We start from the raw sequence: 20,211 nt of genomic DNA on the forward strand, positions 1-20,211 counted from the left end.
CAGGAGAGGGAGACCTCCGGCGGCAAAGTCGTTTCTCCATCGGCATCGCACTCGAAGCTCATCGCGAGTTCGGGTCCGAGCGAAGACACGATCCCCGAATCTCATTAGCACCCACGCCGAAGCCGGAGTATGCAAGTCGAATGCGGCTTTTTCGGCCCGTTCCGCGACCGCGTCGGAACGAAGACCGTCGTCGTCGACACCGACGCCGACGCGGTCGGCGACCTCTTGGCCGAACTGGAGGAGGCGTATCCGGAACTGGACGGGCAGCTGCGAGACGGCGACGAACTGGCCGGCGATGTCGTGGTGACGCTGAACGGCCGCCACGTCCAACACCAGTCGGGGTTCGAGACGCCGCTGTCCGAGGGCGACGTGCTTCGGGTGACGAACGCCGTCTACGGCGGGTAGAATCGAGTGGCCCACGGAGGCCGATCGAAGGGATGAGGCCGGTCGCGAACGCGACGACGCTCAGTCGTCCGCCGGCGTCGCGGCCGCGCCGGCGTCGAAGCGCGCGTCCGGGACGGTGCCGTCGTTGTCCCACTCGCGGGCCGCGTAGTACGCGTCGATCGCGGCGTCGACCTCGGGCAGGTCGTACGGGAGCTCGTCGTCGCTCCGGTCGAACCCGCGGCGGTTGTTGAAGTGCCGCTCGCGCTCGATGACGCCCTCGCCCACCGCGAGCAACTCGTCGTAGTCGGCGTCGAACAGGGCCTCGAAGGCCTCCTCGTCGATGTACTGCCCGGAGAACGCGCAGACGACGCCGGAGTCGCGGAACGCGCAGTAGTTCTCCTGTTCGATCAGTGTCTCGATCTTGTCGGTGGTGCCCTCCGCGTCGATGACGCCGCCGTAGGTGAGTCCCATCATCTCGGCGTAGAGGTGGTCGCCGCCGCGGTTGGCGACGGCGTACTGGAGGCCGAGTCCGTGCAGGACGCGCCCGTCGTGGGCGGCGAACTCCATTCCCTTCATCGTCATGTCGTCGACGCCGAGTTCGCCGTGCGCGCGGTGGACGCCCTCCGCGAGCAGGTCGCCGACGCCCTCGCGCCGCGCGATCTGCTCTGTGACCTCCTGTGCGAGTTCGGCGTTCCCGAACTCCCCTTCGCTGGCGAGGTAGGCGGCGACGGTGACGCCCGCGGAAACGGTGTCCATCCCGTACTGGTCGCACAGTTCGTTCGCCTTCATAATGTCGACGAGGTCGCCGACGCCCTGATTCGATCCGAACGAGTAGATGGTCTCGAACTCCGGGCCCTCCGTCTCGACTCCCTGTTCCTCGTCGCGCGTGGGGAGCTTGCAGGCGAACGCACACTGCGAGCACGCCGCCTTCTTGTACTTCTTCTCCTCGACGGCGTCGCCGCCGATGTCGGCGGCGTGCTCGAACTCGTACTCCTCGAAGTACCGCGTCGGCAGCGAGAAGTTGTCGTTGATGAACTCGGTGCCGCCGGCGGTTCCCTGCCGCTTCATCGAGTCGTCGGCGGTGGCCGCCGCGCGGTGGACCTCCGCGGCCGCGTCGGCGGGCACCTCGACCGACTGCTCGGCGTCACCGTCGAACGTGATCAGTTTGACGTTCTTCGCGCCGAGCACCGCGCCGAGGCCGCCGCGGCCGAACGCCCGCGAGTCGAACGTCATCGCGCTGGCGAACCGAACCTGATTCTCGCCGGCCGGGCCGATCGCGACGCAGTTGTCGGGGCCGAGGTCGTAGTGCTCCTCGGCGTAGTCGCTCACCTCGGGAACGAGCGCCCCGTCGAGTTCCGGCACCGCCTCGAACGTCACGCCGTCGTCGCGGACGTGGACGGCGAGCAGTTCGTCGCTCGATCCGACGAACTCCACGACGCTGTTGCCCGTCCCGGTGAAGTTCCGCGAGAGGTAGCCGCCCGCGTTCGAGGAGAGCAGGCCGTCGGTCAGCGGCGAGAGCGCGGTCATATTCATCCGCCCCGTGAAACTCATCCGCGAGTGCTGGAGCGGCCCTGTCGAGAGATAGAGCCGGTTTTCGGGACCGAACGGGTCGGCGTCGAACGGAATCCGGTCGTGCGCGAGGTGCGTCGCCGTCGCGCGGCCGCCGATCGTGTCCGCGAGGAGGTCGTCGATGTCGGTTCGCGTCGTCGTTCGCTCCGTGAGATCGATTGTGAGGAGCGGGCCCTTCGCGTGAAGCATTTTCGGGTGCTACGGAACCACAATATAAGCATTTTTGGGGAAGGAGACGGCGCACGGAAGAGCCACCCGCAGGCTTTTGCTCGCCCGCCCAAAGAGGGGAGTATGAGCGGCAGGCGGAAACCCGACTGGTTGAAGATGCGCCCGCCGTCGGGGCGTCAGTTCACCGACATCAAGTCGACGCTCCGCGATCGGGACCTCCACACGGTCTGTGAGGAGGCGAACTGCCCGAACATGGGCGAGTGCTGGAGCGGCCGCAACGGCCCCGGGACGGCGACGTTTATGCTGATGGGCGATCGGTGCTCGCGCGGCTGTAACTTCTGCGACGTCGAGACCGGCGGGATGGAGGCGCTCGATCCCGACGAGCCCGCGAACGTCGCCGACGCGGTCGCCGAGATCGGACTCGACTACGTCGTGCTCACCTCGGTCGACCGCGACGACCTCCCGGATCAAGGTGCCGGGCACTTCGCGCGGACGATCCGCGAGATCAAGGATCGCGATCCGGGGATCTTGGTCGAGGTGCTCATTCCGGATTTCCAAGGGGAACCCGATCTCGTGCGGAAGATCATCGAGGCCGGCCCTGACGTGATCGCGCACAACATCGAGACGGTCGAGCGGCTCCAGTGGCCCGTGCGGGACCGTCGCGCGGACTACGAGCAGTCGCTGTCGGTCTTAGAGCAGGTGTCCGAGGAGTCCGACGTCTACACCAAAACGTCGATTATGCTCGGTCTCGGCGAGTACGACCACGAGATCTATCAGACGCTCTCGGACCTGCGGGAGGCCGACGTCGACGTCGTCACGCTGGGGCAGTACCTCCAGCCCTCTCGCTCGCATCTGGACGTCTTCGAGTACGTCCACCCGGACGCCTTCGAGACGTGGCGCGCGGTCGCGGAGGACGAACTCGACTTCCTCTACTGCGCGTCGGGCCCGATGGTCCGCTCGTCGTACAAGGCAGGAGAGCTGTTCGTCGACGCCGTGCTGCGAGAGGGCAAGAGTGTCGAGGCCGCCCGGCAGGAAGCCCGCGCGGCCGGGACCTAGCCCGCACTCTCGGACCGAGCTCGCGACGGGGATTTTTTCAATCGAGGTCGGAAACGGGCGGTATGGTCTCGACGGGAATCGCACTGGCGTTCGGATCGCTGCTGTTGTTCGGCGGGTGGGCGGTGGCGGCCGGCCTCGCGACGCGGTCGATCTCGACCGCCAACGCGGTGTTTCTGTCCTACGTCGCGAGCATCGGGGTCGCCGGGGCGTACGTCCTCGCCGCGAAGCAACCGATCACCGGCACGAGAGCGGACGCGGGGTTCGCGCTCGCCTCCGGCACGTTCCTCGCGGCCGGGAGCATCAGTTTCTACGCCGCCCTGACCCGCGGGAGCATGGCCGTCGTGTCGGCCATCGCCGCGCTGTATTTCGTCGTTCCCGCGATCGTCGGCATCGCGTACCTCGACGTCGCCGTGACGACGACGAACGTCGTCGGACTCGTTCTCGCGGCCGTCGCCGTGGTCCTGATCGCGTTGTGAGCGGCTGTGTGCGGCTAGTCGAAGGAGGAACTAGCAGGTTCCCAGAGCGGGAACCGCTTCCCGTACCGATTTGAACCTCGGGCGTGAGAACCGAGCGTATGCCCGGAATGGACGAGGAGACGGCCGATATGATTCTCTCGGTTCGGGAGGATTCTCGGCGGAAAGCGGTGCTGTCAAATCTTGCTGACGGCGCGAAGACCGTTCGAGGAGGGTCGAACAGCGCCGCCAACGCCGACGTGAAGGCGATCCTCTCGTCGTTCGTCGACGACGAGATCGCCGATCGCGACGGCGACACGTACGCCCTGACGGACTTCGGCGAGCGCGTCCACGAGTACGCGACGCGGGATTGGAACCCATCGAACGAGGGGACGAAGCGGGCGGCGACCTTCGAGACGCTCGCTGACTGCGAGTGGCACTGCTCGGCGTGTGAACTCCCCAGTTCCCAGCCCGCGAAGGACATCCAGATGCTCCGCAAGGAGGGCTTCGAGTTCGTCCAGAACACCGGGCAGGGACAGGGGGATTACCGCCACTGCGAGCGCTGCGAAGACACCACGTTCCACCGGAAACTCAAGTACCCGTTCCCGACGCAGAAGTCGATCACGCGGCAGGATATGCCCGACTCGTTCAAGCGCCGCGTCCGCGACCTCTACGACCACCGCGACGCGTTCGACGGCTCCTCGCCGAGCACGACGCTGGAGGTCGACCATCGGGTTCCGGAGGTCCGGTGGGAGGAATCGGAGAGTTTCGACTACGACTCGATGAGCGACGCGGAGGTCCGAGAGCACTTCCAGATCCTCACGCGGACGCACAATCTCCTGAAGAGTCGCAAGTGCGAGGCCTGCGTCGAGAGCGGCGAGCGCCCCCAGTTTATGGAAATCGAATACTACTACGAGGGAAGCGAGGAGTACGACGAGGACCTCGGGTGTGTGGGCTGTGGGTGGTACAACCCGCAGCAGTGGCGTGAGTCGCTGCACGAGGAACTGGAAAGATGAGCGCGGACGCGGCGGTGAGCCGTGACAAAAGAGACGCTTCAGCGCGTCAGCCGTTCAGAGGTGCTCGGCGTCGTCGAGGACGTCGTGACCGTCGACCACGCCGTTGGTTTCGAGCAGGTAATACAGGGCGAGGTGTGCGACGAAGGCGGCGACGAGACCGTTCAGCGCCGCCCCCACGGGACCCGGGATGACCTGTGGGGCCGCGAGCCCGGGGACGACCTGTCCGGCGGTGAACACTGCCACGACCGCGCCGACGACGTAGGCGAGGACGCCCGTCCAGCGGACGTCCGCGAAGCGAACGTCCTCCATCTTCGGGACGCGCATCCGCCAGCACAGGAGGAAGTCCGCGATGAGAACGCCGCCGAGCGGCGGGACGTACTGGCCGAGCGTCGAGAGCCACGGAAGCAGCAGGCTGTCGGCACCGACGAGCGCGAGGATGATCCCGATCGAGCCGCCAACGAGGATGAAGGGCCGCTTCCGGTCGAACTCGAAGGCCTCGCTTCCCGCGACGCCGAAGGCGTACGCCGCGTTGTCGTTCGTCGTCCAGATGTTGAGAATCAGCGCGATCAGGCCGACCGCGGCGAGGCCCTGCGCCGCGAGCACCTCGTAGAGGTCGCCCGCGGGCGTGACGCTGTAGACGGAACCACCGACCGCACCGGAGAGAAAGAGAAAGCCGTTGCCGACGAGGAAGGCGATGAGTCCCGCCCAGAAGCCGACGCGCGTGCTACTGGCGAAGCGCGCCCAGTTCGGGGCCTGCGTCCCGCCGCTGATGAACGTGCCGACGACGATCGTGACCGCGGCGGCGAAGCCCATCTCTCCCGCGCCCGACGCGACGAACAGACCGGAGAGGCCGCCGACGTCCTGCACGGCGATGAAGATCGACAGCAGGCCGACGCCGACCAGAATCGGGACGGCGATCAGCGAGAGCGTCTCCATCCCCTCGTAGCCGAAGTACGCCGTCGCGAGGTGGAAGATCCCCCAGATGAGAATGAGTGCGGCCGTGAACGTCGGCGTGTCGAGTCCGAAGAACGTCGCCGTCGGGATCGCGACCATCGGGATCGTGACGCCGAACCAGCCGACCTGCGTGCCGCCGAGAATGAGATCTGCGAACTTCGCCCCCCACCGTCCGAAACTGTAGCGTGCGAGAAGTACTGTCGTCAATCCGGCTTTCGCCGCGATCCCGCACAGGGTCGCGACGTAGACGCCCAAGATCACGTAGCCGGCGGCCATCGCGGTCAGCATCGGGCCGAAGCCCATCGCCGCGCCGACTTCCGCGCCCGCCCAGAGCGTGCCCGCGAAGAACACGAACCCCAAGAGGACCGCCGAGATGCTCACCAGTCCCTTCCGTTCGGTTGCCGGAACGTGATCGAGCGGATAGTCGGGGTCCGGAAGTTCCTCGTCGCCGAACACGAACCGTCGCCACGCGGACGTGTCGTCTTCTGTTGCCATCAGTGACCGCTTTCGTTGTGTTTTTATAAAATTGGGGATGTCGACCACATTTGTTGTCACGGATCCGGATCGAGTCCGCCAGAGAGCAGAAATAATTAACCGTCGGACGGCCGCCTCTCCGACAGAGATGTCCGACTACATCGTCACGAACGGCCGAACGATCGCCGGCGACGTTCCCGGACTCCGTCCGGCAGACCGCCGAGAGTCGCTCGGCAACGCCGTCGACGTCGAGATCCGCGACGGCGTCATCGATCGAATCGTACCCGCGGGCGAGGGTGACCCGGACGCGTTCGCCGCCGATTGCCGGTACGACGCCGACGGGCGACTGCTCACGCCGCCGCTCATCGAACCGCACGTCCACCTCGACGCGACGGGAACCGCGGGCGACCCCTCGTGGAACGACAGCGGGACGCTCGCGGAGGGCATCGAGGTGTGGGCCGAATACAAGAAGGACATCACCGTCGACGACATCCTCGACCGGGCGACGAAGACGGTGGAGTGGTACGCCTCTCACGGCGTGACGCGGATCCGGACGCACGCCGACACGACCGAGCCGTCGCTGACGACGGTGGAGGCACTGGTCGAGTTGAAATCCCGCGTATCCGACCTCGTCGACCTTCAGGTGGTCGCGTTCCCACAGGACGGCATCCTCACCGGCGAGTCGAACGAGGACCTGCTCTCCGAGGCCGTCGAGATGGGCGTCGACCTCGTCGGCGCGATCCCGCACAACGAGTACACCCGCGAGGACGGGGTGAAAAGCGTCGAGATCGCCTGCGACCTCGCCGAGAAACACGACCTCCCGCTCGATCTCCACATCGACGAGACGGACGATCCGGGCTCGCGGTTTACGGAGGTGCTCGCCAGCGAGTCGATCAAGCGAGGAATCGGTGACCGCGTGACTGCGAGTCACACGACGGCAACGCACTCGTACAACAACGCGTACGCGGACAAGCTGATCTCGATGCTCGCAGAAAGCGGCGTGAGTGTCGTGACGAACCCGCCGGACAACTCCGTCCTGCAGGGCGCGTACGACGACTACCCGCGGCGGCGCGGCCACACGCGAATCGACGAGCTCCGAGCGGCGGGCGTCACGGTCGGCCTCGGCCACGACTCCGTGCTCGATCCGTGGTACCACTACGGCGTCGCCGACCCGCTGGACGCCGCGTTTATCCTCGCGCACTACGCCCACATGGCGGGTCGCGGCGACGTCGAGGTGCTCTGGGAGATGCTCACGGCGGCGAACGCCGAGATCTTCGGCGCGGACGACTACGGACTCGCCGAGGGCAACGAGGGCTCGCTGGTCGTCTACGACAGCCCCGACGGGTTCAACGCGTTGCGGCGGCAAGCGCCGCGGACGCTCGTGCTCAGAGACGGAAAGCCCATCGCGGAGACCGAGCCGAGCACGACGACCGTTCACCGATCGGGCGGACCAGTCCCTGTCGACTACAAGCGGTAAGCCGCCTCGTCGCTGACGACCTCGTCGGACGCGTCGAGAGGGCGTGCGATACGCCCCGGGGCGTTTAAATACGATCGCGAACGAGACACGAGCAGATTCCGAATGCCGGACCTCGAATCCGATCGCTCGTCCATCAAGGTACTCGATCTGTTCTGCGGCGGCGGCGGGCTCTCGGAGGGCTTCCTGCAGGCCGGCTACGACGTCGTCGCGGGCGTCGACGCCAATGCGGACTTCCTCGCGACGTTCGAACACAACCACGAGGACGCGCTGGCGATCCACGCGGACCTCTCGGAAGTCGGCCCCGAGGAGTTCTTCGCGGAGTACCCGATCGAGCGCGACGAGATCGACGTCGTGATCGGCGGCCCTCCCTGTAAGGGGTTCAGCATCGCGGGCCACCGCGACCCCGACGACGAGCGCAACTACCTCGTCGGCAACTTCATCGACTTCGTGGAATTCATCCAGCCCGCGGCGTTCGTGATGGAAAACGTCCCGGGGATCAAGTCGATGGAGGGCGGCGGCACGCTCCGAGCGATTCTGGAGGGCTTCGAGCGCGCGGGTTACGAGAAGCCCGCCTACGAGACCCTCGACGCGGCCGACTACGGCGTCCCGCAGAACCGTCGACGGGTGATCTTCCAAGGCCGGCGCGACGGTTCGCGGCCGACCTATCCCGAGCGGACCCACGGCCCCTCGAAGCAGGCGACGCTGACCGGAAAGCGGTTGCAACCGCACGTGACCGTCGAGGACGCGCTGTTGAAACGAGGGGCAGACGAGGAGGAACTGCGGCCGATCGAGGAGTTGCCGAACCACGACGAGACCGACCACTCAGCGGAGATGGTCGAGCGGATCTCCGAGGTCGAACCCGGCGAGAGCCTCTATGAGAGCTACGGCGACAGCTGGCGGCGACTCCCCCGCGACGAGCCCTCGATCACCGTCAAGGAGAACCACAACGCGCCGTTCATCCATCCCGTCGAGGACCGCGTCGGCACCGTCCGCGAGTGCGCGATCCTCCAGTCGTTCCCCGACGACTACGTCTTCCAAGGCCCCAAGAGCACGCAGTTGAAGGTCGTCGGCAACGCGGTCCCGCCGGGGCTCTCGAAGGCCATCGCGGAGGCGTTGGCGGAGGATCTGGCGGCGATGCGGCAGGCGAGCGTCGCGGACGCGGAGTGAGAAAACAGCTACGCTTCGTCGCTGCGCCGCAACACGTTGTAGCCCTCCAGCACCTTTCCAAGCCGGTACATCGACGCGACGACGACGTCACAGGACGGGCGGACGGCGTCTTTCGGGATGTAGCCCACTGACAGCCCCGCGACCTCTAACATCGGCAGGTCGTTCGCGCCGTCACCGACGGCGATAGTGCGAGAGAGCGGGACGTCGAGGTCGGCCGCGAGCGATTCGAGCGCGTCGTCTTTCGTCCCGGTGATGAGCGGCCCCTCGACGTCGCCCGTCAGACGGCCGCCTTTCATCGGTAAGCGATTGGCGACGATGGTGTCGACCTCGACGCCCTCGCGTTCGAGTGCGGCCTCGACGCCGCGCTCGAAGCCGCCGGTCAGGATGGCGACGTGATGACCGGCATCGCGGAGTCGCGCGATGAGGTCGGCCGCACCGGGTCGGAGTCGGACCCGCCCGAACGCGTCCTCGGCTTCCTCCGCTTCGAGTCCGTCGAGTAGCGAGGCGCGCTCGCGGAGGCTCTCGGCGTAGGATATCTCGTCGTTCATCGCGCGCTCGGTGATGTCGGCCATCCGATCGGCCACGTCCTTTTTCTCGCCGAGGAGGACCGTCATCTCCGAATCGGAGAGCGTTCCGTCGAAGTCGAAGGCAACGAGTCGCATACGCGAGAGTCTGTCGGAGAGGCTTTCAACCCACCTATCCGCCAGCACCCCGTGAATCGGTAGCAACTGTCAGGGGTGGGAGGAAATAACACGCAGTAGAGCGTCGCTCGCACCGATGAAGAAACGTTTAACCGGGAACCAGAGATGGGTTAGGATATGAAGGTCCTTATTACGGACCCGATCGACGACGCCGGTCTGGAACGCCTCCGAGAGGCGGGCCACGACGTCGAGACGGCCTACGACCTGGACGGTGAGGCGCTCTTAGAAGCAGTCGCGGACGCGAACGCCCTCGTCGTCCGGTCCGGAACGGAGGTGACCGAGGCGGTTTTCGAGGCCGCCTCGGACCTCGTCATCGTCGGTCGCGCCGGGATCGGCGTCGACAACATCGACATCGACGCCGCGACCGAGCACGGCGTCATCGTCGCGAACGCGCCGGAGGGGAACGTCCGCGCGGCCGCAGAGCACACGGTCGCGATGTCGTTCGCCGCGGCGCGCTCGATCCCGCAAGCTCACGCCCGTCTGAAAGCCGGCGAGTGGGCGAAAAGCGACTACCTCGGGACCGAGCTCAACGGCAAGACGCTCGGTATCGTCGGCCTCGGCCGCGTGGGCCAAGAGGTCGCAAAGCGTCTCGACGGGCTCGGGATGGACCTCGTCGCCTACGATCCCTACATCAGCGAGGAGCGCGCCGACCGACTCGGTGCCGAACTCGTCGAGTTCGAGGCGTGCCTCGAGCAGGCCGACTTCCTCACGGTACACACGCCGCTGACGCCCGAGACAGAGGGAATGATCTCGACCGATGAACTGGCGCTGATGGGCAGCGGCTACCTGATCAACTGCGCCCGCGGCGGCGTCGTCGACGAGGACGCACTCGCGGCCGCGGTCGACGAGGGAACGCTCGACGGCGCGGCGATCGACGTGTTCGCCGAGGAGCCAGTCTCCCCTGATAGCCCGCTTCTCGACGTCGACGACATCGTCGTCACGCCCCACCTCGGCGCGTCGACGGAGGCGGCACAAGAGAACGTCGCGACGTCGATCGCCGATCAGATCGACGCCGCGTTCGCGGGCGAGCCAGTGATGAATGCGCTGAACGCGCCCTCGGTCGATGAGAGCGTCTTCCCGCGCATCCGGCCGTACATCGGCCTCGCCGAGACCGCCGGAAAGGTCGCCGCTCAACTCCTCGACGGTCGGATATCGAAGGTCGAGGTGTCCTACGAGGGCGACATCGCCGAGGAAGATATCGAACTCGTGACGGCCTCGGCACTGAAGGGCGTCTTCGAGCCGCTGGAGTGGCAGGTCAACGCCGTCAACGCGCCGCAGATCGCCGAGGAGCGCGGCATCGACGTCACAGAGTCGAAGCGTCTGCAGTCGGATGACTTCCAGAGTCTCGTGACCGTCACCGTCGGCGACGAGGAGGACTCTCTCAGCGTGTGCGGAACGCTCTTCGCCGGTGACGACCCGCGGATCGTCCGCATCGACGGCTACCGCGTCGACGCCATCCCCCACGGGAAGATGCTCGTCGCGCGGAACGCCGACAAGCCCGGTGTCATCGGTTTCATCGGCTCGGTGCTCGGCGATTACGACATCAACATCGCGGGGATGTTCAACGCCCGCCGAGACGAGGAAGGCGGCGAGGCGCTCACCGTGTACAACCTCGACGATCCGGTCCCGAAGGACGTCCTCGAAACGCTGCTCGCCGACGATCGGATGATCGACGTTCGATACCTGACGCTGAACGGCGAAGACGACGAATAAACCCGCCAACCGGCCTTTTGATCCGATTGAACGGCGGTTTGTGTCCATCCGACTCGAGAGGTTCGTTGTAACGACCGTAGCGATCGAAAGCGGGATTCTCAGGAATCGCACCGATTTGAGAGTGCAATATCTGCCGGCCCTACCGGAGGGTTCGCCGGTCGTACTTGAAACAAATCGGGCGTACCGAAGACAAAGACGAGCGTACTCGTAGACAAAGACGAGCGTACCCGAGACAGTCGACCGTTCTCAGAGCGAGCACGGAGGTCGTCGTCGCTGCGGTGAATAGGGCGAAAGGCGAAGTAAACTCCGGCGACCCGCCCCGTATTTTCTGACGGGGGTGTCCGTACCGACTCCGGGCCGGCGCATAACAATCCGCGGTCGAACCGATGGTGACATCGTCGGGGACGCACCCGGCAGAACTTATGACCGGACCAAACGACATAGACGAGCGCGCGGCGCGGATCGCCACATCAGTGAAGGAACGCCTCGAAGACGGACGCAGTTCACGACGGAGTTTTCTGGGTCGCACGGCGTTGCTCGGCGGGGCGTTGGTCGCGCTCGGCGGCGGGACGGGAAACACCATCGCACAGCAGGATGAAGAGCCCGACGAGGAGCCCGAGACCGAGGAGGGGGACGCCGGTGCCGCGTTCGACGACGTGGAGGGTACCGACGTCGACGTGTTGAACTACGCGCTGTCGCTCGAACACCTCGAGAACGCGTTCTATCGCGAGGCGCTCGAGGAGTTCGACGAGGACGACTTCGCCGACGCGGAGTTGTTGGCCGAGTACGACGAGGAGTTACGAACGACCATCTTCGGCTACGTCGAGACGATCGCCGAGCACGAGGCCGCACACGTGGAAGTCCTCGGGCAGGCAGTCGAGTTGCTCGGCGGGACGCCAGCCGAAGAGGCCTCCTACGACTTCGGCTACGAGAGCGTCGACGAGTTCTTCGGAGTCGCTCAAGTGCTCGAAAACACCGGCGTTGCGGCATATCAGGGTGCGGCCCCGTTCGTCGAGAGTCCGGATCTCCTCTCGGCGGCACTATCGATCCACAGCGTCGAGGCGCGCCATGCCGCACTGTTGAACGAGGTGACCGGCGAATCGCCGTTCCCCGACGCCTTCGACCCCGCACAGACCCAATCTGAGGTACTCGGAGCGGTCGAAGGGTTCATCGAGTCGCCTGACAGCGAAGACGACGGAGATGCAGAAGACGGCGAGGAGGACGAAGAGCCGGAGACCGAAACCGAGACGGAAGCGGGACCAGCGAACGAGACGGAAACCGAAGCGACGCCGACCGAGGAGCCGCCGGTAGACGAACCCACCGACGAATAGACCGGAGACCTCACTGACTAAACAGTACCGCGCGCGTGCAGCCCGAGAACTGACGAGTGAGCCGGTCAAATGGCACCGCTCGCGCGATCAGTTCGCGCCGATGTGTTCTAAGACCGCAGCGGTGTCGTTCGGCACCGGCTCGGGCTTGCCGCCCGCCTCGAACGCCGCATCGGGGTCTTTGAGCAGGTGCCCAGTCGTGAGGCAGACGACGTCCTCGTCGGCGTCGACGACGCCTCGGTCGCGGAGTTTTTTGAGACCGGCGACCGAGGCCGCCGAGGCGGGTTCGACGCCGATGCCCTCGCGCGCGAGGTCGCGCTGGGCCTCGGTGATCGCCTCGTCGGAGACGGCGACCGCCGTGCCGCCGGTTTCGCGAATTCCGGGCAGGGCCTTCGGCGCGTTGACCGGGTTGCCGATGCGAATCGCCGTTGCGCGCGTTTCGACTTGCTCCCAGCGCTCGGTGTCGTCCCAGCCGTTTTCGACGGCCTCGACCATCGGGGCCGCGCCCTCGGCTTGGACGCCGGTGAGCTTCGGGACTTCGGCTGGGTCGAGAGAGCCGGACTGAACAAGTTCGCGGAACGCCTTATACAGTGCAGCGGTGTTGCCCGCGTTGCCGACCGGCAGGACGATCCGGTCGGGGAAGCGGCCGTAGTCGTCGCGGAACTCTTCGAGGATTTCGAGGCCGATGGTCTTCTGCCCCTCCAGCCGGAAGGGGTTCAGCGAGTTGAGGAGATACACCTCGCCGCGCTGCGCGAGGTCTTGGACGATGTCGAGACAGGCGTCGAAGTTGCCGTCGACTTCGAGGATGCGCGCGTCGTGGAGCGCGGCCTGTGCGATCTTCCCGGCGGCGACCTTCCCGGACGGCAGGAGCACGAGCGTCTCCATCCCGCCGCGAGCGCCGTAGGCGGCGAGGGCGGCGGAGGTATTTCCGGTGGACGCGCAGGCGAGGCGGTCGACGCCGAGTTCCTTCGCGACGCGGACGCCGACGGTCATTCCGCGGTCCTTGAACGACCCCGTCGGGTTCATCCCCTCGTGTTTGATCCGGAGCGTCTCGACGCCGACGTCCTCGCGGAGTCGCGGGGCCTCGTGCAGCGGCGTGTCACCCTCAGGAAGGCTGATCCCCTCCTCGAAGGGAAGCGCCGAGCGATATCGCCAGACGCCGCGACCCTGATCTCGGAAGTCTTCGAACGTCGGCGGTTCGGCGTAGCGCACTTCGAGCAGATTACCGTCCTCGCCGGTGTATCGGATCTCGTCGAACGGGGCGTACGTCTCGCCCGTCTCGATGTCCGCGAGCCAGACGCCGTCGTCGGCGACGTCCGGGACGTCCGGCGCGGGAGCGGTGAGTTCGAGGCTCATTGTCCGACGTCTCGCGTTCGGCGGTGAAAAGGGGGGCGGTTCGTGTTCAGTTGTTCGCGTGCAATAGATCCTGCAGTGGTTCGCGCTCGTGGGTCGTCGGTGGCGTCATCCCTTCGTTCGTCCTGCCGTGCTACTCTTCGATCCCGCCGTACTCCTCGATACTCCGATGCACGCGCTCGGTCCACTCGTCGAGAGCGCCGTGCAGCATCTCCTTCGCCTCCGGCAGCTCCGTCCCGGTGTACTGGTAGATGTACCCACCGGAGTCGAGGAGCCGCCGCTCGCGGCTGGCGAGCCCCTTGTCCATCAGCGTCGTCAGCGAGCGGTTGACGTTACTCCGGTCCCGATCGAGGATGTCCGCGAGCTCGGCGACCGTACTTCCCGGATGCTCCAAGAGCGTGATGTACGTCCGGCTCTCGTGGCGCTGAATGCCGAACACGCACGCTAGCACCTGCTGAAATCCCGGGTCTTCGGTATCCAAGAGATCGCTCATCTCTGGCACGTCACTCATACGGGTATCTCCTCGCCGCCGCGACTAAAGTGCCGCGTCGTCGGCAGCGCGTCCGACCGTACGAGAAGACGGTATCCCCCCGATAGTAGCGAAGGAAGTTCCCGCTCCGGCGTTTTTAAACGGTTAAGTATTATCAGCGAACTACTGGCCCGTACCGAACGTCGGCACTATGTGTGATTCTGACGCCCCCTCAATACAGAAAGAGCCGCCAGAAGACGGCTACCAAACGCTGGTCGACAACTTCCCGAACGGGGTGATAGTGCTCTTCGACGCCGACCTCCGGTATCGGATCGTCGGCCCCGCGGTCCTTCCGTTCTCGAAGCGGGACGCGGCGGCGATGGTCGGAAAAGACATCTTCGAGTTGTTTCCGGCGGACACCGCAGCGCAGCTCGAACCCGCATTGCGATCCACACTCGACCGCGAAGAAGCGTCGCTCGACGTCGAGTTCGGAACCCGCGTTCACCACATCGAGACCGAGCCCGTCGACATCGACGGCGACCCCTACGGCGTGTTGGTCACGCAGGACGTCTCGGAGGCGCGCGAGACCGAACACACGCTCAAACGCCAGAACGAACGGCTCGATCAGTTCGCCAGTATGAGTTCACACGACCTCCGCAGCCCGCTCAACGTGGCCGCCGGTCGGTTGGAGCTCTTCAGAGAGACGAACGACGCGGATCACCTCGCCGCAATCGAGGAATCCCTCGAGCAGATCGACGAGCTCACGACGGATCTCACCGGACTCGCGCGAAGCGAGCGGTCCATCGAGGAGTACGAACCGGTCTCGCTGGACGCCGTCGCGCGGTCCGCGTGGGAGATAATCGACACGCGGGAGGCGACGCTGGAGACGGAACCGTGTTCGATCGACGGCGACGAGAGTCAGCTACAGGCGCTCTTCGAGAACCTCTTTCGCAACGCCGTCGGCCACGGGGGCGCGTCAATCACCGTCAGCGTCGGCCCGTTGAACGACGGGTTCTACGTCGAAGACTCCGGGATGGGTATTCCGGCCGAGAAACGAGAGACGGTCTTCGAACACGGCTTCACGACCGGCTACAGCGGGACGGGGACAGGACTGACGATCGTGCAGCGCATCGCGGCAGCGCACAGATTCGACGTGAGTCTACGCGACAGTTCGACGGGCGGCGCGCGCTTCGAGTTCCACGAACAAAGCGCTGAGACGGTGAGAACGTCGAAGACCTCACCCGCTGACAGCGCGTAGACGAGTCACTCCACGCGACCGTATCCCATCTTCTCGATGCACGCGAGCATTCCCTCCTCGTCGGCGTGTTTGTGGAGCGTCGTGGGCGTGTCGCAGTAGTACGTCTCGCCGTCGTGGCGGAGCGACAGTTGGTGAGTGCCGCCGAGGAGCTCCGCCTCGACGACGACACGACGTCCCTCCCGGAGGGCGTCGAGGATCTCTTCGCCGGTCAGTTCCCCGGATTCGATGCGGAGTGGCTCAGACATATCCGCTGATTCGTCTGAAAGACCATTACTGTAGCCGTTGGAGCGCACAACAGCGTCCAATCAGTTCGTCGTCGACCGAGAACGGTCGTCCGAGGGCGGCGGTTCCACGCCTTCGGCCGCTTCGACGGTTTCGGTCTCCTTCTCGGTGTCGACGTGCCAGCGCGTCACCTCGTCGTCGAACGCCCCGAGGCGGTCGCTGACCTCGGATTTCAGGTCGTCGTCGTTGACGTTCACCTCGAAGATGAACGACACCTCGTCGTCGCCGCGCGCGGACTTCTGGATGTTCGCGCTGACGAGTTCGTTGTCGAAGTAGTACGGCGCAAGCTGAGTCATCACCCGTTGGTAAACGGTGTTTTCGACGCGTCGCAGCATCCGTCGACCGGCCGAATCGGCCGCGCGCGCGACGTAGCCGAGCGACTCGGACCAACGCTCGACGGCCTCGTCGTTGTCGCCCTCCTCGACCTTCTCGTACGATTCGGAGAGTCGCTCTCCAGCGGTCTGGAGGTCCTCATCGGGTTCTTTACCGGCCTTTTCTCCCTCCCCCTCACCGACGCTCGCTTGGGCGGCGGTCTTCTCGCTCACGTCCTCGCCGAGTCGCTCGTGGGACTTCGGCCGCCACTCGTCCCACTCCTCGAAGGCGTCGCTATCGACACCTGCGTCGCGAAGCGCGCGCGTGATCCGTTCGCCGTGCTCGACGACGTCACCCCAAGTCCCCCGAACTTTGAATCCGGAGACGCTCTCTTCCATCGTCTCGGACGAGGTAGGCACGTCGAGGTATAAAACTCTACTCCGTGCTGTGCGAGCGTCACGCACGGATCCTCGAGAAATCGTCATCCATCGCTCGCCTCCCCGGAGACCCGGGAGGCTTTTGTGCCGAACCGAAATGTATCGGGTATGGGATACACCGTAGTAAGCCAAGAGGCGGTGAGTCCGGCAGCGGAGCGGCCGTGCGAACTGCGTCGGCTCTCCGATCCTGCGGGACTGTCGAACGTCGCGATCAACCGGTTCCGCGCGGAACCCGGCGAGCAGATTCCGCTGGCGTACCACTATCACGACGAACAGGAGGAAGCGTTCTACGTCCTCTCGGGGACGTTACTCGTCGAGACGCCGGAGGAGACGTACCGCGTCGAACCGGGGTCGCTGTTCGCCGCGACCCCCGGCTCTCCCCACAGGGCGTACAATCCGGAAGACGCGGCGGAGGCCGTCGAGATTCTGGCGATCGGCGCACCCGCCGTGAGCGGCGATGCGAACGTCTACGAACCGGACGAGTCGACTGCGGAGCCCGACGCGACCGGTTCGGACGCAAGCGACGCCGAAGGAGGGAACTGAGATGGCCATCGAGGACCGCGACAACGCCTACCTGATCACCCACGCGCTCGCGAAAGACACGCTCTCGCGGCTCCGCGACGTCGAGACCGAACAGGTCGCATTCCGGAAGGGGCTCGTCAAGCTCGGTCGGATCTGCGGGTACGAGATCATCGACGGCGCGATGGAGACCGAGTACGTCTCCGTCCAAACGCCGCTGACCGAGACGACCGGCGAGCGCGTGAAGGGCCTCGACGACGTCGTGATCGTCAACGTCCTCCGCGCGGCCACGCCGTTCGTCGAGGGGCTGTTGAAGGCGTTCCCGCGGGCGAAGCAGGGCGTTATCAGCGCCGGCCGCGACGAGAGCACCGGGATGGACGAGGAGGGGAGTTTCCCGATCAGCATCGACTACGTGAAGCTCCCCGAAATCACCGAGGACGACACCGTCATCGTGGCCGACCCGATGCTCGCGACCGGATCGACGATGTGCACCGTCCTCGAACACGTCCTCGAATCGGCCGACGTCGAACCCGCCGACCTGTTCGTGCTCTCGGCGGTCTCCGCGCCCGACGGGCTGTTGCGCGTCGGCGAGGCGTTCCCCGAGGCGGACCTCCTGACGGTCGCCATCGACGACCACCTCGACGACGACGGCTACATCATTCCCGGACTGGGCGACGCCGGGGACCGCGCGTTCCGAACGACGTGAATCCGATTTCGGTCGAACGACGTGAGTTCGACCCCGATCGCTTCCGAATCGACGTGAACAACTTTACCGACGCGCCGCACAGGGGGACGTATGACCGGAAGCGAACCCTGCGATGCCTGCGGCGATCCGATCGAAGAGGCGCTCGCGCGCACCGTCCAGTTGAACGTCGACCGCTCGGAAGTCGATAGCCAACGACTGTGTCCGGCCTGTTTCGCCGACTGGATCGAGCGCTATCGGATGAAAATGCAACCACAGGCACCGGACAGCGAGATAAACGCCGACACCGACATCATCGTCGACTGAAAACCGTTCGCGTTCGTCGATTAAAGCCTGTTCGCGTTCGTCGACTGAATCAGGAGCGCGTCATCGCCTCATCGACAGAGCACCTCACACTGCGTACAGTCGCGGGTTGTCGTTCTCACACCGCGTACAGTCGCGGGTTGTCGTTCGGATCCTCGTAGATCGCGATATACGGCGATCCGCTCTCGTCGTCGGGACACGCTTCGGTCCGTTCGACCGGGAACGACTCGCCGGTCGTGTTCGCGGCGTCGAGATACAGCGTCACCGGATACGTCTTCGAGTCGAACCCCATCACGTGTTCGTTGTAACCGTCCTGCACGTTCAGGTGGGCACGGACGGGCGGTCGTTCCTCGCGCTCCGGCTCACCCGGATGCCTGTATTCGCTCCAGTCACCGGCGGCGCACACGGCGTAGTGCGGCGTTTCGACGCGCTCGGGGAACGGCGTGGGGTTATCGACGACGATCGACGCGACCCGGAGATCCTCACGCGGGGAATCGGTGATCTCGACCTGATTTTCGACTTGAAGTTCGTAAGCGAGACCGCCGGAAACGACGTCGACGACGAGGACGACCGCGACAATGGCGGAAAGAGCTCCGAAGAGGTAGGTCGCCTGTGTGCCGGTGAGGAGTCGGTTGCCGCCGTCGAAGCGCGTTCGGAGGACGAACAGCGCGGCCGCGAGCAGTAGCAGTCCCAACACCGTCACGCTGCTGCCAAGGTCGAACGTGTTGACGAGGTTGAAGAAGACCCCGACGACCGAGACGACGACGACGCCGTAACTGAGGAGCGTCAACTGCCGGTCATCGGTTCGCTGCGAGATGGCGAATATCCCGGCGAGAAAGCCTACCGCGAGGAGTATCTTCGTTACCGGCGAGGTGCCGAGATCGACGTTGAAGACGAAAAACAGCACGGCAATCGTCGTGAGTACCGCCGCCGCGCCGTTGAACAGCGTTTCCGAATCGAGAGCGACCATACGAGCCGTTTCGCGAACCCACACCAAGAATGTCGGTGTAGGACAAAGGTCCGTTTCAGCCATCGGCCGCTGTCGTCGGCTGATCGACGACGGCGGGTTGACCCCCTCTTTTCATCTCGAACCACGCCGCTGTCTGTCGAATGCAATTCGAATCGAAGGTGCGGAACCGAACCCCCGTCGGTTCCGGAAAGAGAGTATGAAATCAATTGGCGTACGGAGTCGTGGCCGTGCAGAGTCGTGCCGTACAGAGTTGTGGCCGGACCGAAGTGTGCGGATCGAGGTATATCGAATCAACGCCTGTCGGATCAACGCTGCCGAATCGACGTGTTTCAGGTCGAAGTACGGCTCAGGCGCGACTACCCTTCGATGTCGGCGCGGCCGCTCGTCGCGCTTCGAATCCGGTCTCGGAGTCCACCGGCCTCGTCGACGGGAACGCGGACGTCGAACGCGACGTCGGCCTCGTACGTTCCCTCGAACTCGACGTTCACGCTTTCGAGGATTCCTCGGACCGTCCCGGAGTCGTCGTATTCGACGGTCACGACGAAGCTCTCGTGCGGGACCGTCTCGACGACGCCCGCGTCGTCGACGGCGTCCTTGACGGCGCGCGAATACGCGCGAGCGAGACCGCCGACGCCGAGGTTCGTCCCGCCGTAGTAGCGCGTGACGACGGCGACGACGTTTCTGACGTCGCGCTGAACGAGGACGTTCAGCGCGGGCTTGCCGGACGATCCGGTGGGCTCGCCGTCGTCAGATTGGTACTCGCGAAGCATCGGTTTGGAGGGTTGGCCGGAAGAGTGGCCGGACGATGTCGTCGACGAGTCATCGACGGGTGTCGACCGCGACGGGTTGTCGGCAGGTGTCGACCGCAACGAGTCATCGGACGTCGAACACGACGAGTTGTCAGCGGACGTCGACCGCGACGAGTCCTCGGCGGGAACGCGATACGCGGGGACGTTGTGCGTCGCGTCCGGGTGTCGGTCTCGAATCCGATCGATAAACGACTCGGCCTCCGCGACCGTGTTCGCGGGGGAAACGTAGCCGATGAACTCCGAACCCCTGATCTCGAAGTGGGCCTCGCCGGAGTCAGCCACGGTCTCGAACGCGCCGGGGGTTGTTTCGGGTTGGTCGGACGAGTCGGTCACGGTC

General features: G+C 65.4%; 21 protein-coding genes. 12 read left to right on the forward strand and 9 right to left on the reverse strand.

Annotation, left to right across the window (positions count from 1 at the left end):
* Positions 1-129: 129 nt before the first annotated feature.
* Positions 130-405, forward strand: coding sequence for a ubiquitin-like small modifier protein 1 (locus tag U5919_RS09380; RefSeq protein WP_336023914.1), 276 nt, complete (start codon positions 130-132; stop codon positions 403-405).
* Between the two features lie 60 nt (positions 406-465).
* Here the strand turns inward: U5919_RS09380 and U5919_RS09385 are convergent, their stop codons facing one another.
* Positions 466-2,142, reverse strand: a complete 1,677-nt coding sequence (locus U5919_RS09385) for an aldehyde ferredoxin oxidoreductase C-terminal domain-containing protein (protein ID WP_336023915.1) — start codon at positions 2,140-2,142, stop codon at positions 466-468.
* Positions 2,143-2,148: 6 nt separating this feature from the next.
* Between U5919_RS09385 and lipA the strand changes: the two genes are divergently transcribed.
* From lipA to U5919_RS09400, 3 genes are all read left to right on the forward strand, one after another.
* The gene (lipA, locus tag U5919_RS09390; RefSeq protein WP_336023916.1) at positions 2,149-3,177 is read left to right on the forward strand and encodes a lipoyl synthase; all 1,029 of its coding nucleotides are present in this window, start codon (positions 2,149-2,151) and stop codon (positions 3,175-3,177) included.
* A 62-nt stretch (positions 3,178-3,239) separates the two neighbouring features.
* The gene (locus U5919_RS09395) at positions 3,240-3,653 is read left to right on the forward strand and encodes an EamA family transporter (protein ID WP_336023917.1); all 414 of its coding nucleotides are present in this window, start codon (positions 3,240-3,242) and stop codon (positions 3,651-3,653) included.
* 98 nt (positions 3,654-3,751) lie between these two features.
* Positions 3,752-4,645: a hypothetical protein gene (locus tag U5919_RS09400; RefSeq protein WP_336023918.1), complete on the forward strand. Its 894-nt coding sequence runs from the start codon at positions 3,752-3,754 to the stop codon at positions 4,643-4,645.
* Positions 4,646-4,699: 54 nt separating this feature from the next.
* Here the strand turns inward: U5919_RS09400 and codB are convergent, their stop codons facing one another.
* Positions 4,700-6,094 carry a cytosine permease gene (codB, locus tag U5919_RS09405; protein WP_336023919.1) on the reverse strand — a complete coding sequence of 465 codons (1,395 nt, stop codon included), beginning with the start codon at positions 6,092-6,094 and terminating at the stop codon, positions 4,700-4,702.
* A 127-nt stretch (positions 6,095-6,221) separates the two neighbouring features.
* On the opposite strand from codB, the gene U5919_RS09410 reads away from it, so the two are divergent.
* Both U5919_RS09410 and U5919_RS09415 read left to right on the forward strand, forming a co-directional pair.
* Entirely contained in the window at positions 6,222-7,550 is a 1,329-nt protein-coding gene (locus U5919_RS09410) for a cytosine deaminase (RefSeq protein WP_336023920.1), read from the forward strand.
* A gap of 102 nt (positions 7,551-7,652) precedes the next feature.
* Positions 7,653-8,717, forward strand: coding sequence for a DNA cytosine methyltransferase (locus U5919_RS09415; protein WP_336023921.1), 1,065 nt, complete (start codon positions 7,653-7,655; stop codon positions 8,715-8,717).
* An 8-nt stretch (positions 8,718-8,725) separates the two neighbouring features.
* Here the strand turns inward: U5919_RS09415 and serB are convergent, their stop codons facing one another.
* The gene (serB, locus tag U5919_RS09420) at positions 8,726-9,424 is read right to left on the reverse strand and encodes a phosphoserine phosphatase SerB (protein WP_336025545.1); all 699 of its coding nucleotides are present in this window, start codon (positions 9,422-9,424) and stop codon (positions 8,726-8,728) included.
* A 111-nt stretch (positions 9,425-9,535) separates the two neighbouring features.
* Between serB and serA the strand changes: the two genes are divergently transcribed.
* Together serA and U5919_RS09430 are read left to right on the forward strand one after the other, a co-directional pair.
* Complete coding sequence (serA, locus tag U5919_RS09425; RefSeq protein WP_336023922.1) at positions 9,536-11,131, forward strand: phosphoglycerate dehydrogenase; 1,596 nt, start codon at positions 9,536-9,538, stop codon at positions 11,129-11,131.
* Between the two features lie 422 nt (positions 11,132-11,553).
* A complete protein-coding gene (locus U5919_RS09430) occupies positions 11,554-12,462 on the forward strand; it encodes a ferritin-like domain-containing protein (RefSeq protein ID WP_336023923.1) in 909 nt (302 codons plus the stop codon).
* 87 nt (positions 12,463-12,549) lie between these two features.
* Here the strand turns inward: U5919_RS09430 and thrC are convergent, their stop codons facing one another.
* Both thrC and U5919_RS09440 read right to left on the reverse strand, forming a co-directional pair.
* Positions 12,550-13,815, reverse strand: a complete 1,266-nt coding sequence (gene thrC / locus U5919_RS09435; RefSeq protein ID WP_336023924.1) for a threonine synthase — start codon at positions 13,813-13,815, stop codon at positions 12,550-12,552.
* Between the two features lie 130 nt (positions 13,816-13,945).
* Entirely contained in the window at positions 13,946-14,323 is a 378-nt protein-coding gene (locus U5919_RS09440; protein ID WP_336023925.1) for a helix-turn-helix domain-containing protein, read from the reverse strand.
* A 169-nt stretch (positions 14,324-14,492) separates the two neighbouring features.
* Here U5919_RS09440 and U5919_RS09445 point away from each other — a divergent pair, with 169 nt between their 5' ends.
* Positions 14,493-15,539, forward strand: coding sequence for a sensor histidine kinase (locus tag U5919_RS09445; protein WP_336023926.1), 1,047 nt, complete (start codon positions 14,493-14,495; stop codon positions 15,537-15,539).
* Positions 15,540-15,544: 5 nt separating this feature from the next.
* On the opposite strand, the gene U5919_RS09450 is transcribed toward U5919_RS09445, so the two are convergent.
* Positions 15,545-15,784, reverse strand: coding sequence for a DUF8001 family protein (locus tag U5919_RS09450; protein WP_336023927.1), 240 nt, complete (start codon positions 15,782-15,784; stop codon positions 15,545-15,547).
* 60 nt (positions 15,785-15,844) lie between these two features.
* Positions 15,845-16,531: a DUF5828 family protein gene (locus U5919_RS09455; protein ID WP_336023928.1), complete on the reverse strand. Its 687-nt coding sequence runs from the start codon at positions 16,529-16,531 to the stop codon at positions 15,845-15,847.
* A gap of 147 nt (positions 16,532-16,678) precedes the next feature.
* Here U5919_RS09455 and U5919_RS09460 point away from each other — a divergent pair, with 147 nt between their 5' ends.
* From U5919_RS09460 to U5919_RS09470, 3 genes are all read left to right on the forward strand, one after another.
* Positions 16,679-17,113 carry a cupin domain-containing protein gene (locus tag U5919_RS09460; protein ID WP_336023929.1) on the forward strand — a complete coding sequence of 145 codons (435 nt, stop codon included), beginning with the start codon at positions 16,679-16,681 and terminating at the stop codon, positions 17,111-17,113.
* 1 nt (position 17,114) lies between these two features.
* Positions 17,115-17,795 (forward strand): uracil phosphoribosyltransferase, encoded by a 681-nt coding sequence (gene upp / locus U5919_RS09465; RefSeq protein WP_336023930.1) that lies wholly within the window; start codon positions 17,115-17,117, stop codon positions 17,793-17,795.
* Between the two features lie 90 nt (positions 17,796-17,885).
* The gene (locus tag U5919_RS09470; RefSeq protein ID WP_336023931.1) at positions 17,886-18,098 is read left to right on the forward strand and encodes a DUF7569 family protein; all 213 of its coding nucleotides are present in this window, start codon (positions 17,886-17,888) and stop codon (positions 18,096-18,098) included.
* A 115-nt stretch (positions 18,099-18,213) separates the two neighbouring features.
* Here U5919_RS09470 and U5919_RS09475 read toward each other — a convergent pair whose 3' ends face one another.
* Together U5919_RS09475 and U5919_RS09480 are read right to left on the reverse strand one after the other, a co-directional pair.
* Positions 18,214-19,065, reverse strand: coding sequence for a hypothetical protein (locus tag U5919_RS09475; protein WP_336023932.1), 852 nt, complete (start codon positions 19,063-19,065; stop codon positions 18,214-18,216).
* Positions 19,066-19,421: 356 nt separating this feature from the next.
* Positions 19,422-20,207 carry an IMPACT family protein gene (locus U5919_RS09480; protein WP_336023933.1) on the reverse strand — a complete coding sequence of 262 codons (786 nt, stop codon included), beginning with the start codon at positions 20,205-20,207 and terminating at the stop codon, positions 19,422-19,424.
* Positions 20,208-20,211: the final 4 nt, after the last annotated feature.

Origin of the sequence: Halobellus sp. LT62 (genome assembly GCF_037031285.1) — an archaeon.
Classification (GTDB): Archaea; Halobacteriota; Halobacteria; order Halobacteriales; family Haloferacaceae; genus Haloquadratum; species Haloquadratum salinisoli.